The organism is Micromonospora sp. DH13 (assembly GCF_020873825.1).
In the GTDB taxonomy this organism is placed as follows: Bacteria; Actinomycetota; Actinomycetes; order Mycobacteriales; family Micromonosporaceae; genus Micromonospora; species Micromonospora haikouensis.
Map to the genome: position 1 here is coordinate 97889 of NZ_JAHWGR010000013.1, position 13309 is coordinate 111197.

19 protein-coding genes are annotated in these 13309 nt (G+C 71.4%); 11 read left to right on the forward strand and 8 right to left on the reverse strand.

Annotated features, from left to right (window positions below; all coding sequences use genetic code 11):
* Positions 1-122 precede the first annotated feature (122 nt).
* Positions 123-935 carry a DUF4145 domain-containing protein gene (locus LPA42_RS34460; protein WP_144082511.1) on the forward strand — a complete coding sequence of 271 codons (813 nt, stop codon included), beginning with the start codon at positions 123-125 and terminating at the stop codon, positions 933-935.
* A 405-nt stretch (positions 936-1340) separates the two neighbouring features.
* Here the strand turns inward: LPA42_RS34460 and LPA42_RS15185 are convergent, their stop codons facing one another.
* The gene (locus LPA42_RS15185; RefSeq protein ID WP_198956407.1) at positions 1341-1697 is read right to left on the reverse strand and encodes a hypothetical protein; all 357 of its coding nucleotides are present in this window, start codon (positions 1695-1697) and stop codon (positions 1341-1343) included.
* Between the two features lie 71 nt (positions 1698-1768).
* Between LPA42_RS15185 and LPA42_RS15190 the strand changes: the two genes are divergently transcribed.
* The 4 genes from LPA42_RS15190 to LPA42_RS15205 all read left to right on the forward strand — a co-directional run bounded on the left by LPA42_RS15190 (position 1769) and on the right by LPA42_RS15205 (position 3359).
* Entirely contained in the window at positions 1769-2338 is a 570-nt protein-coding gene (locus LPA42_RS15190) for a GNAT family N-acetyltransferase (protein ID WP_077935520.1), read from the forward strand.
* On the forward strand, positions 2335-2505 hold the full coding sequence (locus LPA42_RS15195) for a hypothetical protein (protein ID WP_158229360.1): 171 nt from the start codon (positions 2335-2337) through the stop codon (positions 2503-2505). Before LPA42_RS15190 ends, LPA42_RS15195 begins: the two co-directional genes overlap by 4 nt.
* Positions 2506-2515: 10 nt before the next feature.
* Positions 2516-2704 (forward strand): hypothetical protein, encoded by a 189-nt coding sequence (locus LPA42_RS15200; RefSeq protein ID WP_228986634.1) that lies wholly within the window; start codon positions 2516-2518, stop codon positions 2702-2704.
* Between the two features lie 136 nt (positions 2705-2840).
* Complete coding sequence (locus LPA42_RS15205; RefSeq protein WP_043961236.1) at positions 2841-3359, forward strand: SRPBCC family protein; 519 nt, start codon at positions 2841-2843, stop codon at positions 3357-3359.
* Positions 3360-3361: 2 nt separating this feature from the next.
* Here the strand turns inward: LPA42_RS15205 and LPA42_RS15210 are convergent, their stop codons facing one another.
* On the reverse strand, positions 3362-4069 hold the full coding sequence (locus LPA42_RS15210; RefSeq protein ID WP_077935518.1) for a DUF2786 domain-containing protein: 708 nt from the start codon (positions 4067-4069) through the stop codon (positions 3362-3364).
* A 123-nt stretch (positions 4070-4192) separates the two neighbouring features.
* Here LPA42_RS15210 and LPA42_RS15215 point away from each other — a divergent pair, with 123 nt between their 5' ends.
* The gene (locus LPA42_RS15215) at positions 4193-4627 is read left to right on the forward strand and encodes a hypothetical protein (RefSeq protein WP_043961234.1); all 435 of its coding nucleotides are present in this window, start codon (positions 4193-4195) and stop codon (positions 4625-4627) included.
* 42 nt (positions 4628-4669) lie between these two features.
* Here LPA42_RS15215 and LPA42_RS15220 read toward each other — a convergent pair whose 3' ends face one another.
* A complete protein-coding gene (locus LPA42_RS15220; RefSeq protein ID WP_043961233.1) occupies positions 4670-5059 on the reverse strand; it encodes a hypothetical protein in 390 nt (129 codons plus the stop codon).
* Between the two features lie 169 nt (positions 5060-5228).
* Here LPA42_RS15220 and LPA42_RS15225 point away from each other — a divergent pair, with 169 nt between their 5' ends.
* On the forward strand, positions 5229-6572 hold the full coding sequence (locus tag LPA42_RS15225; RefSeq protein WP_077935517.1) for an ABC transporter substrate-binding protein: 1344 nt from the start codon (positions 5229-5231) through the stop codon (positions 6570-6572).
* 67 nt (positions 6573-6639) lie between these two features.
* On the opposite strand, the gene LPA42_RS15230 is transcribed toward LPA42_RS15225, so the two are convergent.
* Entirely contained in the window at positions 6640-7383 is a 744-nt protein-coding gene (locus LPA42_RS15230; RefSeq protein ID WP_074475579.1) for an enoyl-CoA hydratase/isomerase family protein, read from the reverse strand.
* Positions 7380-8237, reverse strand: coding sequence for a 3-hydroxyacyl-CoA dehydrogenase family protein (locus LPA42_RS15235; RefSeq protein WP_077935516.1), 858 nt, complete (start codon positions 8235-8237; stop codon positions 7380-7382). Before LPA42_RS15235 ends, LPA42_RS15230 begins: the two co-directional genes overlap by 4 nt.
* 161 nt (positions 8238-8398) lie before the next feature.
* Between LPA42_RS15235 and LPA42_RS15240 the strand changes: the two genes are divergently transcribed.
* On the forward strand, positions 8399-8686 hold the full coding sequence (locus LPA42_RS15240) for a hypothetical protein (protein ID WP_043961229.1): 288 nt from the start codon (positions 8399-8401) through the stop codon (positions 8684-8686).
* A 60-nt stretch (positions 8687-8746) separates the two neighbouring features.
* Here LPA42_RS15240 and LPA42_RS15245 read toward each other — a convergent pair whose 3' ends face one another.
* On the reverse strand, positions 8747-9526 hold the full coding sequence (locus tag LPA42_RS15245; RefSeq protein WP_077935515.1) for a bifunctional 2-polyprenyl-6-hydroxyphenol methylase/3-demethylubiquinol 3-O-methyltransferase UbiG: 780 nt from the start codon (positions 9524-9526) through the stop codon (positions 8747-8749).
* Between the two features lie 53 nt (positions 9527-9579).
* On the opposite strand from LPA42_RS15245, the gene LPA42_RS15250 reads away from it, so the two are divergent.
* Complete coding sequence (locus tag LPA42_RS15250) at positions 9580-9990, forward strand: PPOX class F420-dependent oxidoreductase (protein WP_077935514.1); 411 nt, start codon at positions 9580-9582, stop codon at positions 9988-9990.
* A gap of 73 nt (positions 9991-10063) precedes the next feature.
* Here the strand turns inward: LPA42_RS15250 and LPA42_RS15255 are convergent, their stop codons facing one another.
* Entirely contained in the window at positions 10064-10273 is a 210-nt protein-coding gene (locus tag LPA42_RS15255; RefSeq protein ID WP_007073996.1) for a BldC family transcriptional regulator, read from the reverse strand.
* 285 nt (positions 10274-10558) lie between these two features.
* On the reverse strand, positions 10559-11398 hold the full coding sequence (locus LPA42_RS15260; protein ID WP_077935513.1) for a hypothetical protein: 840 nt from the start codon (positions 11396-11398) through the stop codon (positions 10559-10561).
* 206 nt (positions 11399-11604) lie between these two features.
* On the opposite strand from LPA42_RS15260, the gene LPA42_RS15265 reads away from it, so the two are divergent.
* Together LPA42_RS15265 and LPA42_RS15270 are read left to right on the forward strand one after the other, a co-directional pair.
* Positions 11605-12687 (forward strand): Glu/Leu/Phe/Val dehydrogenase, encoded by a 1083-nt coding sequence (locus LPA42_RS15265; RefSeq protein ID WP_077935512.1) that lies wholly within the window; start codon positions 11605-11607, stop codon positions 12685-12687.
* Positions 12688-13058: 371 nt separating this feature from the next.
* Complete coding sequence (locus LPA42_RS15270) at positions 13059-13274, forward strand: DUF3073 domain-containing protein (RefSeq protein WP_036373645.1); 216 nt, start codon at positions 13059-13061, stop codon at positions 13272-13274.
* The last annotated feature ends 35 nt before the right edge of the window (positions 13275-13309 follow it).

Below are 13309 nucleotides of genomic sequence, written 5' to 3' on the forward strand. Positions count from 1 at the left end.
AACCTGGCAAGATTCGCCGACCGCCAGCAACTGCGGCAGCGCGGCGCCGACCGGGGTCGGCGATACGCGCCGCGGCTTAACGAGTGTGACGAGTGCCGCTCGGGACGCGTACGGTGTCCAGCGTGGATCACCCGCTGTTGCCGCTGACCGCCTGGTTCTTCGAGCTGCCGCACATCGTCTGCCCGGCTTGCTCGCGTGGGCACTTGGAGAAGACCACGGCGTTCGTGAGGCAGCGCTCGGGCGAGTCGTTACGGGCCGAGGACAAGTGGCCGGACGACTTCGAGCCCGAATGGGTTCAGGGCATGTTCACCGGCATCCTGACGTGTTCACTGACGGGTTGCTGGGAGCGCGTGGCGGTGACGGGCGATTTCGAGACGGTCAGCAAGCCGAAGCCGCCACGAGTCGACGCGTGGACCCAGGAGCACGAGATGTACACGGAGCGGTACCGGTTGCGGTTCGCGCACCCGGCACCGCTGATCGTCGACTGTCCGACGAGCACTCCGGAGGCGGTGCGGAAGGCGACTACGGCTGCTGCAGCGGTAATCTGGACCGACCCAGCCGGCGCGGCGGGCCGTTTGCGGGTGGCGGTCGAGGAGTTGATGACCGCGCAGAAGATTGCCAAGACCAGGTTGGAGAAGACCAAGGCCGGCGGTCGGAGACGTGCGCCCCGTAAGGCACACGAGCGCATCACCGAGTTCGCCCAGAACAAGCCGGATGTGGCCAGGGTGTTGCTGGCCGTGAAGTGGATCGGTAACTCTGGCAGCCACGAGTCCCGTCTGAGCGCTCAGGACGTGTTGGAGGGCGCGCAGATGTTCACTCATGCCCTGCGGCTGCTCTACGACCCGAGCCAGACAGACCTCATGCGCCGGGTGGCCCTGGTCAACAAGCGACGCGGGCCGGTGCCGCGCAAGGCAATCGTTACAACCGGGCCGTGAATCTTCCAGAGAAGCGCGGACACCGGCGGGATCAGCCTTGGACAAGGTGCCAGTCATGGCGGACGATCGGGCCGCGAGGAGAGGGTGCAACCACTTGATGATCCTCAGACCGCCCCAGGCCCTCGTCTCGCTCACCGCGAATGGCGACGGCACGGCAACGCAAGCCAGCCACTGGGGCATGCTGCGGACGCGCCGGCTCCAGCGTTATACCAGCCGACAGACCAAGCTCACCAGACTGCCGGGCGAGGCGGACAGCGCGTCCCACAGCGAGTAGGTCCTACTGAAGGGGACCCCGCCGAGACGACCGCCTGAGGCGAAAACGTCGCCCGCAGCGGTTTCCTGTTACTGGCACCCCACCAGCGACATCTCACACGGCGACTGCTGCATTGATACTCATTCCGCCCTCTACTCGACAGATCGTTGAGTCGGCCGAATTAGTTTCTTCTCTTGGGTCAGCGTGAGCACCGAGAATTTAGCATATTGGACGATGATCCTGTGATCGACCTCGTTGTCGACCGCCAAGATCTGGAGCCTGCCGCTATACCGCTCCCCCACGTCGCTAAGGAGACGGTAGACGTCGCTCACACGGTCGAGGTCGAAGCCTTCATGTCCCGCGTTGGCCGAGATTCCGTCTAGGACAAGAAGGCCGGGAATCGGCAGTTCGCGATCGATGGCAACTGTGTGGTGCGCCAGCGCGTGGGCGATATTAACCAGCGTAGCTAGACCTTGGCTCGACAGTTCCTCGAACGCCCGGCCGGACACTACCGGCTCATACGTTGTGCGATTAATTCTGACGGTTATCTCGCTACCGAGACCTTGCTGTCCTTGTTCGCCTGCAATCCGATACCGTTCGATGGCTTGCAGCTCAGGGACTCGACCAATGGCAGCCCACTGGGCGGAGTGAGAGACAGACGCCCGAGCGGATGCAGCAGCGGATTGAAGACGCGGTCGGCCGGGCAGAGTGCTACGTCGCTGTTGACGGCTTTCGCATCGCAGCGATGGCAATAGTCGACGAGTTGGCAGACCCCGAGTTCTGGCACGAGGAAGACGAGCCACGCGACGCACTGTATGTCCACAGAGTGATCGTGGATCGTGGCTACGCTGGCAGCGGTCTCGGCGAGGCACTGGTTGACTTCGCCTCGAAACTAGCGGCTGACCGAGGAAAGAGTTGGCTTCGCTTGGACGCCTGGCGAACGAATCTGGCGCTCCATGGGTACTACCGCCGACAGGGTTTTGATCATGTCCGTACCGTCTCACTCCCTCACCGGGGGTCAGGGGTGCTCTTCCAGCGTCGAGCAGGGGAGGCGTCCCGGGGAACGGTTCGGTTTGAACGGATGGAGCGTATGGGCCCGGAGGGGGAAGAGTTGAGGCAGGGCGGTTCGCTGGACGGGGAGGGCCGATGACGGTCCCCAACGAGCAGGACGAGTTCGAGCGCATGAGGCTCGTTGAGCGGATCGAGCGGGCGCGCGAACTGATCACGCAGTACGAGACTCATCAGGAGTTCTACCGCCGTCAGGTGGAAGACAGCCGGTACGAACTCGGTAAGCTGGACGAACGGCTAGGAGGTTGAGGCGATGACGATGGACCCGCACGTTCAGGCACTCAACGACGCGCTGCGCAGCGAGCACGAGGGATGGATCGCGGAGGTCCAGCGCTGGGCGGACGAAGCCGCCGCCGCCGGTGACCACGAACGGCAGCGGCGTCACCTCGCCCACGTCGAGCGGCTCCGAGCGATGCCCTACCCCTGGGAGTCCGCACGAGCAGCATGAGTCGCTGCGGCGCGCCGCAGCAAGGCGTTGCGTCACGACCACTCGGCGCTACTGTCCGACATCCGGGCGCAAGGGGTCCGCAAGCCGGCACTTTGCAAGCTGCACTCCAGGACACCAGCCGGTATGGTCCGGGCCTATGGGACAGGAGATCGACGGTCCGACAGCCGTCCGGCAGGACGTCGCACGATACTCGCTCCGCAGCAGCCTCCTCGTTCCCGCCTCCGCCGAACGGGCCTTCGCGGTCTTCACCGGCGCCCTCACCGACTGGTGGGTGCCGGAATACACCTGGTCCGGGCCGGCCGAGCTGGTCGAGTTGGGCGTCGAGCCGCACGCCGGCGGCATGCTCTACGAGATCGGCCCGCACGGCTTCCGCGCCGATTGGGGCCGGGTGCTCACCTGGGATCCGCCCCGCCGCCTGGTGTTCGTCTGGCAGATCGGGCCCGACCGCGTGCCCGTCCCCGACCCGGCGCGGGCCAGCGAGGTGGAGGTGCTGTTCCTCCCCGAGGGCCCGGAGTGGACCCGGGTGGAGGTCGAGCACCGGCACTTCGACCGGCACGGCGCAGCCGCCGAGGGGTACCGGGAGGCCCTCACGGCCGGCTGGCACGAGCTGCTGACCCGCTATCTCTCCTGCGTTCTGCACCCCCACGACAGCTGACGTCAGCGGGTGAGGCCCCGTGCCGGCCGGGTTGCGGGGGTCACCCCCCGGCCGCCGAGGTCCGCACTCCGCCCCGCCGCCGCGCCCGAGCCGAAGCCGGTCCCGGCGAGCCGCCTCGGCGCGGCCGTGCGCAGCCGGGGATAGACCTCGGCGACCCGACGCTGGACCCGGTCCGAGCGGTCGGCCAGCACGAGCGCGACGGAGGGGCCACCCGAGTCGGCGACGGCGTCGGCCTCCGCCGCCGCCAGTCGCGCGCCGACCACCTGGGCGAACCCGGCGAGCCAGGACCGCCGGAACGCGGCCGGGTGCTCGCCCGCCGGGACCCCGGCGGCGGCCAGCCCGTGCGCGGCCTGCACCAGCAGCGAGGTGAAGAGCAGGTCGACCCGTTCCAGGTCGCTGGCGAAGCCGAACAGGTGCATCGCGAAGCCGTCGCCGTGCCGGCGGCGCACGCAGCGGCAGCGCAGCGGGTCGGCGACGGCCGCGAGCAGGCCGGCCTTGTCCCGGGCGTACGGGGCGACGACCTCGACCACCCGGTCGCCGACCGGGTCGGTGGTCGGGTCACGGGCCGCCAGCAGGGCCCGGTCCACGCCGTAGCGGGCGATCAGCTCGGTCGCCTTGGCGGTGAAGGCGGCCGACTCCTCGGGCGTGCAGGCCGGGTCCTCGGCCTTCGCCAGCAGCTTGCGCACCTTGGCGAGCATGGCCTGCGACATGCCACCAGAGCTATCACACCGGTCCCGCCACGGCCGGGCCGACGCCGGGAAGATCGACCAGTATCATCGTCCCGGTCGGTCGGCCGTCCCACCCGGACGGTCAACAACCCGTTGGAGGCACCCATGTCGTCCCCGGTCGTCCGCCTGCTGTCCACCTCGACGGCCGCGGCCGTGTCGGCGCTCGCCCTCGCCGCCCCCGCCGTCGCCGCTCCCGCCCAGCCGCTGGTCGCCGGCAACCTCGCCGGCACGTACGCCACCTGCTACGGCGGCGCCGTGCGCTCGTACTTCCAGACCGGAAGCTGGGGCGGCGAGGCCGGCACCTACCGGACCACCAGCCGCTGCGCGGACGTCAACGTCCGCAACGACAGCAGCTTCGGCACCCAGGCGTGCGTGGTCTTCGTCGACAAGACCAACAACTGCAACTACTGGACCTATCTCCCCGCGAAGTCGGGGTGGACGACGGTGGCCACCAACGTCCGCGACGGGGTGAACTTCCGGGTGCGCTTCCAGAACCTGCGCTACGAGTACGAGCCGCTGATCGCGTACCACGCGTTCTGACCGGCGACGCCCGACGCCCGGCCCCCGGGTCGGGGTCGGGCGTCAGCCGGCCCGGCTGCGCAGGGTGGCCACCGTCGAGCCGGCGAGGGTGAGCAGGCAGTCCGGCAGCAGGCCGTCGGCGACCGCCGCGCCGAAGAGCGCCTCCCCCGTGTCGGCGTCGGCGTTGGCGTACGCGCTGACGAAGCGCGCCACCCAGCGGGTGTCGTAGCCCGCCTCGTCGATGCCGGGGAAGTCCAGCGCCGCGCCGCCGGGGGCGGGCACGTCCCCGACCATGGTGGCCGCGAGGCACCAGGCCACCCCGTACGCTCCGGCGAGGCCGGCCCGGTCGACCACCTTGTCGAAGGTGCCCACCACCGCGTCGCCGTCGCCCGCGAGGGCGGAGTGGAGCACGGCGGTCGCGTCGTCCAGCGTCTGCTGCGGTACGTCCGTCACCCGCCGAACTGTACGTCCGGTGGTCAAGCGGTGACCACCCGAGAGCGCGCGCCCCGTGACCGTCCGTGCGTCGCCGGGGCTAGCTGGGGTTTGACCCTCCTCCACGGTCCCGCCGATCAGCCAGGCACGCTAATGTGCGCAGCGGACCTTTCCCGGAGGAAGGACGACCATGCTCGTATCACCCGGCTCGCGCGTCGCCGCACTGGCGGCGTGCGGGGCGCTGCTCCTCGCCGGCGCCGGCTGCGGCGCCGACAAGTCCGAGGAGGCGACCACCACCCCACAGGTCCGCCTCTACGGCAGCGACGGCAACATGACCAACGCGTACGCTGCGGAATTCAAGGAGCGCGCCGACCTGCTCGACGGCATGAAGGGCACGACCCCGCTCACGCCGTTGCCGGAGGCCTTCAAGAACCGGCTCCGCGCCGTCGACCCGAAACTGACGGACTATCTCTACTCCGCCGAGTCGTACGACGCCGTCGTGATCAGCGCCCTGGCCGCGCAGTTGGCCGGCAGCACCGATCCGGCCGCGATCGCCAAGCAGATCGTCGGCGTCACCAACAACGGTGAGCGGTGCGAGAAGCCGGCGGAATGCCTGCGGCTGGCGCGGAACGGGCGGGACATCGAGTACCGGGGTGTTTCGCTCAACCGGGCCGGGTTCACCGATGCCGGTGAGCCGGCCACCGCCAGCTACGCCACCCTGACCTTCGGCGAGGAGAAGCTCGACGACGGCAAGACCGAGTTCGTCGGCGCCGGCGACGAGTCGGCGGCGAGCACCAAGAACCCGCCCCGGTCGCACCGGCAGGGCAGCGGCAAGGTCCCCTCGGCGCCCCTGGTCCTCGGCGGCCTGCTGCCGCGCACCGGCGACCTGGCCATCGCGTACCCGCCGCTGGCCGCCGGGGCCGCGCTCGCCCTCAAGGAGATCAACGCCGCGGGCGGCGTGCTCGGCGAGGACGTGCGCTGGGTCGACGGGGACGACGGCACCAACCCGGCAGTGGCGAAGGAGACGGTGGAGAAGCACATCGCCGACGGCGTGCACGTCATCATCGGCGCGGGCGCGTCGGGCATCTCCCGGGCCGTCCTGCCGGACGTGGTGGCCGCTGGCCTGGTGCTCTTCTCGCCGTCCAACACCGATGCCGGGCTGACCTCGGTCGAGGACAAGGGGCTCTACTTCCGCACCGCCCCTCCGGACAGCCTCCAGGGGCGGGCGCTGGCCGACGTGATCCTGCGCGACGGGCCGCACCGGATCGCCCTGGTCGCCCGGAAGGACTCCTACGGCGAGGGCCTCCAGGAGAACGTCCGTGCCGAGCTGGAGCGGGCCGGCATCGACGGCGACCGGGTGAAGCTGCTGACGTACGAGCCGCCGGCCGACGCGAAGGCCCCGCCGCTGGACTTCACCGCCGGGGCCCGCGAGATCAAGGAGTACGGCGCGGACGCCGTGCTGGTCATCGGCTTCGGCGAGTCCGCGCAGGTGATCCGGGCGCTGGCCGACTCCGGGGTGCAGATCCGGCACTGAACCGACCTGGTCCGAGCGGCGGCCGCCCCACGATCCTCGCGGGACGGCCGCCGACTCGCGGCTCGCGTCAACGGTCCCGGCGGCGCTCCAGGAACTCGGTCATCCGCCGCCGCTTCTCCTCGTCCTCGAACAGCACCGCCTGGCTGACCAGGTCGAGGTGCGGGTGGGCGGCCGGGGGCGCGTCCACGGCCAGCTTGGTCAGCCGCAGCGCCAGCGCGGACCCCTTCGCCATCTCGTCGAGCAGCCCGTGCGCGGTGGGCAGCAGCTCGGCCGGCTCGTCGACCACCCGGTTGACCAGGCCGATCCGCAGCGCCTCGGCGGCGTCCACCCGGCGGCCGGTGAAGAGCAGTTCCTTGGCGAGGGCCTCGCCGACGAGCGCCGGCAGCCGGTGGGTCGCGCCCGCGCCGGCCAGGATGCCCAGCCGCACCTCGGGCTGCCCGAACACGGCGCGGGCCGTGCACACCCGCAGGTCGCATGCGTACGCCAGCTCGGCCCCGCCGCCCAGCGCCGGCCCGTCCACGGCGGCGACGGTGGGCATCGGCAACGCCCGGACCCGGGCGAACACCGCCGAGTTGATCGCGGCGAGCGCGTCGAGCCGGCCGCGCTCGCGGAGCTGGCCGATGTCCGCCCCGCCCGCGAAGATCCCCTCGGTGCCGCCGGTGAGCAGCAGCAGCCGGGGCCGGGCCTCCAGCTCGGCGCAGACGGCGTGCAGCTCGGCGACCAGGTCGGCGTCGATCGCGTTGCGCTTCTCCGGCCGGTCGAGCGTCACCACGAGCCGGTCGGGGCGCTCCTCGACGCGCAGCCCGCTCATCGCCTGCCGCCCTCGTCCCAGTGGTAGAAGCCCTGCCCGGACTTCCGGCCCAGCTTCCCCTCGGCGACCATCTGCTCCAGCAGCGGCGGCGGCGCGAACCGGTCCCCGTACGCGGCCTGGAGGGTGCGGGCGATGTCGAGCCGGACGTCCAGCCCCACCAGGTCGGTCAGCTCCAGCGGGCCGACCGGGTGCCGGTAGCCGAGCACCATGGCCTTGTCGATGTCGGCGGGGCTGGCCACCCCGTCGGCGACCATCCGGATCGCCTCCAGGCCCAGGGTCACCCCGAGCCGGGAGGTGGCGAAGCCGGGCATGTCGCGTACGACGACGGGGTCCTTGCCCAGCCGGCCGGCGAGCGCGACGGCCGCCGCGGTGGTCTCGTCGGCGGTGGCCGGGCCCACCACGACCTCCAGCAGCGCCATGGCCCAGACGGGGTTGAAGAAGTGCAGGCCGAGGAAGCGTTCGGGCCGGTCCAGCCCGGCGGCCAGCTCGGCGATGGCGATGCTGGACGTGTTGCTGCCGAGCAGCGCGGGGCGCAGGGCGGCGGCGTCGCGCAGCACCGTCCGCTTGAGGTCGAGCCGCTCGGGGACGGCCTCCACCACCACGTCCGGCTCGGCCGCGACCTCGCCGAGGGACGGGCGCAGCGTCAACCGTTCCCGGTTGGCCGCCGCCGCGTCGGCGGTGAGCTTGCCGCGCTGCACCGCCCGCTCCCACAGCTCGCCCAGCCGCGCCCCGGCGGCGGTGGCCCGGCCCGGGTCGACCTCCACCAGCTCGACGCGGTATCCCGCGCCGGCCGCCACGTAGGCGATGCCGAGGCCCATCGTGCCGGCCCCGACGACGACGAACCGACCGCTCATGACGTCTCCTCGCTCCGCCCGGCGCGCGGGGTCTCCGCCGCGCCGGGGCGCTCGCTGCACTGGCTCATGGGTGCGACCCTATGCAGCACCGCCACCCGGCGGATGCGTGGGGGCGCGTCGATCCGGGTAAGGACGGCCGTCAACCGAGGGAAGGACCCGACATGAGCCAGGCACCGGAGAGTGTGGAGACCAACGAGACCGTGGAGACCCGGGGCGACGAGCGGGTCGACCTGCTCCGCGCGGACACCAACAACGACGGCAAGACCGACGTCTGGGTGGTCGACACCGACGGTGACGGCCGGGCCGACCTGTTCCAGTTCGACACCGACGGTGACGGCAAGGTGGACATCACGATGGTCGACCTCGACGAGGACGGCACCCCCGACGAGGTCGTCGACGGCGACGGCGGTCTCCCGCCGGAGCAGCTCCCGCCGACCGTCCAGGTCTGAGGTGTAAGGAGGGGCCCCTTGTTAACGCATTCTGTTGTACAGGGGGCCCCTGCAAGCACCTCAGCCCGTGAGCGTCAGCGTCGCCAGGTAGTACGGGGCGTCCCGGTCGTCCACGTCGGCCAGCCGCCACGGGGTGCCGCGTACGAGGTCGGCCAGCTCGGCCACCGAGCAGACCAGGTAGTCGAACCACTCGGTGCCCAGCTCGCGGTAGCGCAGGCGAAGCCGAAGCTGCCCGCCGAGCCGGCCGAGCCGCCGGTTGCGCTCGTGGTAGCCGGTGTGCACGGGGTCGCTGGTGCCGTACGGGTCGGTGCCGTGGGCGATGACCTGCGCTCCGGGCCGGGCGAGCGCGGCCAGCGCGGCGAGGAACGCCGGTGCCCGGTCCCGCCCCTCGATCAGGCCGAGGTTGTTGCCGAGCAGCAGGAAGGTGTCGTACCGCCGGCCGTCGGCGACGTGCTGGTCGACCGTGCCGTGCACCAGGTCGCGTACGCCGCGCCGCCGGCACACCTTCAGCGCGCCGAGCGAGGTGTCCAGCCCGGTCACGGGCACGCCGCGCTCCTGGAGCAGCAGCGCGATCCGGCCGGCGCCGACGCCGACGTCCAGCGTCTCGCCGCGCACCCGGTCCACGGCCCGGTGGTCGTACGGCTGCCAGTCTTCGGGCCCGGCCAGGTAGTGGGCGGCGGGGGCGCCGTTGATCAGGCCGTCGTCCCGCTCGATGACCTCGATGACCGGGCGGGGCAGGCGCCCTCCGGCCAGCGGCCGGGCACCCACCCCGCTCTGCACGGCGAGCGCGTCGCGCAGCAGCTCGCCGAAGACGTCGCCGATCCTGGGTTCCCCGGTCACATGGTTCACGCTATCCCCGCTGCCTGACGTCCGCTCGGTCGTATCCTGGCGGCGTGACCACCTTGGACCGGCTGGGCGCCGAGAAGTACGTGCTGTTGACCACGTTCCGCAAGGACGGGCGGCCGGTGCCCACGCCGGTGTGGGTGGTCCGCGACGGTGACGCGCTCGCCGCGTGGACCGTCGCCGACTCGGGCAAGGTGAAGCGGATCCGGCGCAGCGGCGAGGTCACGGTCGCGCCGTGCGACGTGCGGGGCCGCCCGCACGGTGCGGCGGTGCCCGGCCGGGCGGCCATCTGCGATCCGGCGCAGACCCGCCGGATCCGCGAGTTGCTGAAGCAGAAGTATCGGCTGGTGGGCCGCCTCAGCCTGCTGGGCAGCCGGCTGCGCCGGGGCGAGGGCGGCACGGTGGGCATCCGGGTGATCCTCACCGAGGGGGCCGCACCCGGGGGCGAGGGGGCCCGGTGACGGGGGCCGGACACGGATCAGGGGCGGCAGAATCGCTCTGCCACCCCTGATCCGTACGTCTGAAGGAACTGGCTCAGTCGCCTTGGCGTTGCTGGGGGATCTGCCCCTGCAGCAGGGCGCGAACCTCCGACTCGCGGTAACGGCGGTGGCCGCCCAGGGTGCGGATGGCGCTGAGCTTGCCAGCCTTGGCCCACCGGGTCACCGTCTTCGGGTCGACACGGAACATCGACGCCACCTCGGCCGGTGTGAGCAGCGGCTCCGGTTCGTGCGTTCGCGATGCCATATCGGTCACTCCTCCACAGGTATAGACATCGGCCGGGGTCCCGCCGGCCGACGCGTCTCCCATGGTCCGGCTAGTCCCCGATGTCCGACATGGGCCGAACGGCCGAAGGTCCCTAGACGGACGGATGAACCATGCCCGATTTATACGACTAATACACGCCAGAACCCACCTTATTTGGACTCATAGTCACTGGTCGTGATGCTCCAACTACGAGAGCATCTCACCTTGGGAGCGCTTCCATGGGCGTTTTGCGCCCCCTTGCGCAGGTCTTTCCCCAGGTCAGGGCTAGTTGCACCGCTCGAGCAACTGGACCGCCCGCCACCTCGCGACGAGCCGGTCGTACGCCGCCGAAGCCTCGTCGGCCTCCCCCTTGGACAGCCCAACGAGGCCGCCCGCGACGAGCGCCGGGGAGTCGTCCTCGGCGAGGGTCTCGTCGGAGAGCAACTCGACCAGGCCGCCGTAGTCCAGCTCCACCACCGAGCGCGGGTGGAACTCCTCCAACCACCGCGCGGCCTCCTCGACCGCCTCGGTGATGGGCGCCTCGCCGACGGTCTTGCGCAGCACCGACAGCGCCCGCGACGACCGGCGGCGGGCCTTCGAGATCTCCGTCCGGTAGCGCAGCGCGCGCCGCCCGGGCCGGGTCACCAGGTCCCGCTCCTCGAAGTCGAACAGGACGAACCAGCGCAGCGGCACGCCCCACGTGGCGATCTGCTCGTGCACCCGCGGCACGCCGTGCTCCAGCACCCGGGCCCCGCTGCGCCAGTCCTCCACGACCGCCTTGGCCTGCCCCGCGAGGATCGGCGGCACGAACGCGTCGGCCAGCACCGACGGCACGCCGTCGCGGGCGCTCAGTGCCGCCTCGGCCACCCGGATCCGCAGGTTCCACGGGCAGACCAGCAGGGCGTCGTCGACCTCCAGGACGTACGCCTCCTCGGGCAGGTCGGGCAGGCGGGTCCAGCCCGCGCCGAGTGCCTCGATGACCGCCGTCCGCTGCCGCAGGGGCCCCTCCGAGGGGGCCACCGCCCGTCCCTGTTGCACGTAGCGCCGCCAGAAGGACTGGCGGTCCCGGTCGAAGGCGGTCAGCGGCTCGTACACCCGCAGGTAAGAAGCGAAGAGCGACGGCACGGCGCGATCCTCCCACGAGACGCAACCCGGACGCCCGCAGCGCCCCCCGATCAGGCGCGCTGGGCACCGGACGCCCGCGACCGGGCACGCTGCGCACGACGGCACGGCGTCGGCCGATACTAGGCTCGGAGGCACCGGCACCATCCCGCCGGGCGCGCCACCAGGTCCGCGTCCCACAAGGACGCACACCGTCACAGGAGTCAGCCATGGGCGTTTTCACCAGCATCGACGACCCGTCATCCACCGGCCACGAGCAGGTCGTGTTCTGCCAGGACACGCAGACCGGCCTCCGCGCGATCATCGGCATCTACTCCACCGCGCTGGGCCCCGCGCTCGGCGGCACCCGCTTCTACCCGTACGCGAGCGAAGAGGCCGCGCTGGCCGACGTGCTCGACCTGTCGCGCGGCATGGCGTACAAGAACGCGCTCGCCGGGCTGGACCTGGGCGGCGGCAAGGCGGTCATCTGGGGCGACCCGGACCAGCTCAAGAGCGAGCCGCTGCTGCGCGCGTACGGCCGCTTCGTCGAATCGCTCAACGGCCGCTACTACACCGCCTGCGACGTCGGCACGTACGTGGCGGACATGGACGTGATCGCCCGGGAGACCCGCTACGTCACCGGCCGCAGCGTCGAGCACGGCGGCGCGGGCGACTCCTCGGTGCTGACCGCCTGGGGCGTCTTCCAGGGCATGCGGGCCGCCGCCGAGCACGTCTGGGGCGCGCCCACCCTCAACGGCCGGCGGGTCGGCGTGGCCGGGCTGGGCAAGGTCGGCAAGCACCTGACCCGGCACCTGCTCGACGACCACGCCGAGGTGGTGGCGACCGACGTCGACCCCCGGGCGCGCGAGTGGGTGCGCGCCAACCACCCGCAGGTCGAGCTGGTCGACGACGCCGCCGCGCTCGTCGCCGCCGACATCGACGTGTACGCCCCGTGCGCGCTGGGCGGCGCCCTCGACGACGACACGGTGCCGGCGCTGCGGGCGAAGGTGGTCGCCGGGGCGGCGAACAACCAGCTCGCCCACCCGGGCATCGAGAAGCTGCTCGCCGACCGGGGCATCCTCTACGCCCCCGACTACGTGGTGAACGCCGGCGGGGTGATCCAGGTGGCCGACGAGATCGAGGGCTTCAACTTCGAGCGGGCCAAGCTCCGGGCCACCCGCATCTACGACACCACCCGGCAGATCCTGCGGCTCGCCGACGACGAGGGGGTGCCCCCGGCGGTGGCGGCGGACCGGCTCGCCGAGCGCCGGATGGCGGAGGTCGGCCGGCTGCGGACGATCCACCTGAGGTGACGACCGCCGCGCCGCGGCGCGGGGCCGCCTGTGCGGTGCCGCGCCGCGTGCTGCGGTGAAGGTCACAGCCCGGCCCGGGGCGGCCTGGACCCCGGGTCGGGCGACCGGGCAGGGCGCGACGGCGAACGGCGTTAAGCTGAAATCGGGGTGATTACTGCCCAACTGCCCGATGTCACGGGTGATTCGGCAACCGCCCCTTACCTCAGTACAATCGGTGACGGCCGGATAACTGCGACGCGCAGAGCCGGCCTGCGGTAACCCGAGGTGCCGAAGGGCGGCATCCCCATGTACCGTAAGAGCCACGAGAGATGCCTGACGTCATCGGGGCCCGCCTTCGGGCTGCCCCGAATTCTGTGCGAGGGGGTCGAGCCATGGGGCGCGGCCGTGCTAAGGCCAAGCAGACGAAGGTGGCCCGGGAGTTGAAGTACCACTCCCCGAACACCGACCTCACCGCCTTGCAGCGCGAACTGGCGGGTGCTGGTAAGTCGAACCACGACTTCGACGACGACTACAAAGAGTATGTCGACGACGACGACGAGGATCACGCGGACGAGGACCCGGACCCCTGGGTCCGTCCGACCCGTTGACCCCCGGGAGCAGCTGAGCACGCGGCAGTCCGCGT

Coding starts and splice junctions, on each gene's coding strand:
- LPA42_RS15230 (WP_074475579.1), bottom strand. CDS start 7,383: ATGAGCGGGCTGCGCGTCGAGGAGCGCCCCGACCGGCTCGTGGTGACG.
- LPA42_RS15255 (WP_007073996.1), bottom strand. CDS start 10,273: ATGGCATCGCGAACGCACGAACCGGAGCCGCTGCTCACACCGGCCGAG.
- LPA42_RS15240 (WP_043961229.1), top strand. CDS start 8,399: ATGAGCCAGGCACCGGAGAGTGTGGAGACCAACGAGACCGTGGAGACC.
- LPA42_RS15210 (WP_077935518.1), bottom strand. CDS start 4,069: ATGTCGCAGGCCATGCTCGCCAAGGTGCGCAAGCTGCTGGCGAAGGCC.
- LPA42_RS15225 (WP_077935517.1), top strand. CDS start 5,229: ATGCTCGTATCACCCGGCTCGCGCGTCGCCGCACTGGCGGCGTGCGGG.
- LPA42_RS15215 (WP_043961234.1), top strand. CDS start 4,193: ATGTCGTCCCCGGTCGTCCGCCTGCTGTCCACCTCGACGGCCGCGGCC.
- LPA42_RS15265 (WP_077935512.1), top strand. CDS start 11,605: ATGGGCGTTTTCACCAGCATCGACGACCCGTCATCCACCGGCCACGAG.
- LPA42_RS15235 (WP_077935516.1), bottom strand. CDS start 8,237: ATGAGCGGTCGGTTCGTCGTCGTCGGGGCCGGCACGATGGGCCTCGGC.
- LPA42_RS15200 (WP_228986634.1), top strand. CDS start 2,516: ATGGACCCGCACGTTCAGGCACTCAACGACGCGCTGCGCAGCGAGCAC.
- LPA42_RS15205 (WP_043961236.1), top strand. CDS start 2,841: ATGGGACAGGAGATCGACGGTCCGACAGCCGTCCGGCAGGACGTCGCA.
- LPA42_RS15195 (WP_158229360.1), top strand. CDS start 2,335: ATGACGGTCCCCAACGAGCAGGACGAGTTCGAGCGCATGAGGCTCGTT.
- LPA42_RS15270 (WP_036373645.1), top strand. CDS start 13,059: ATGGGGCGCGGCCGTGCTAAGGCCAAGCAGACGAAGGTGGCCCGGGAG.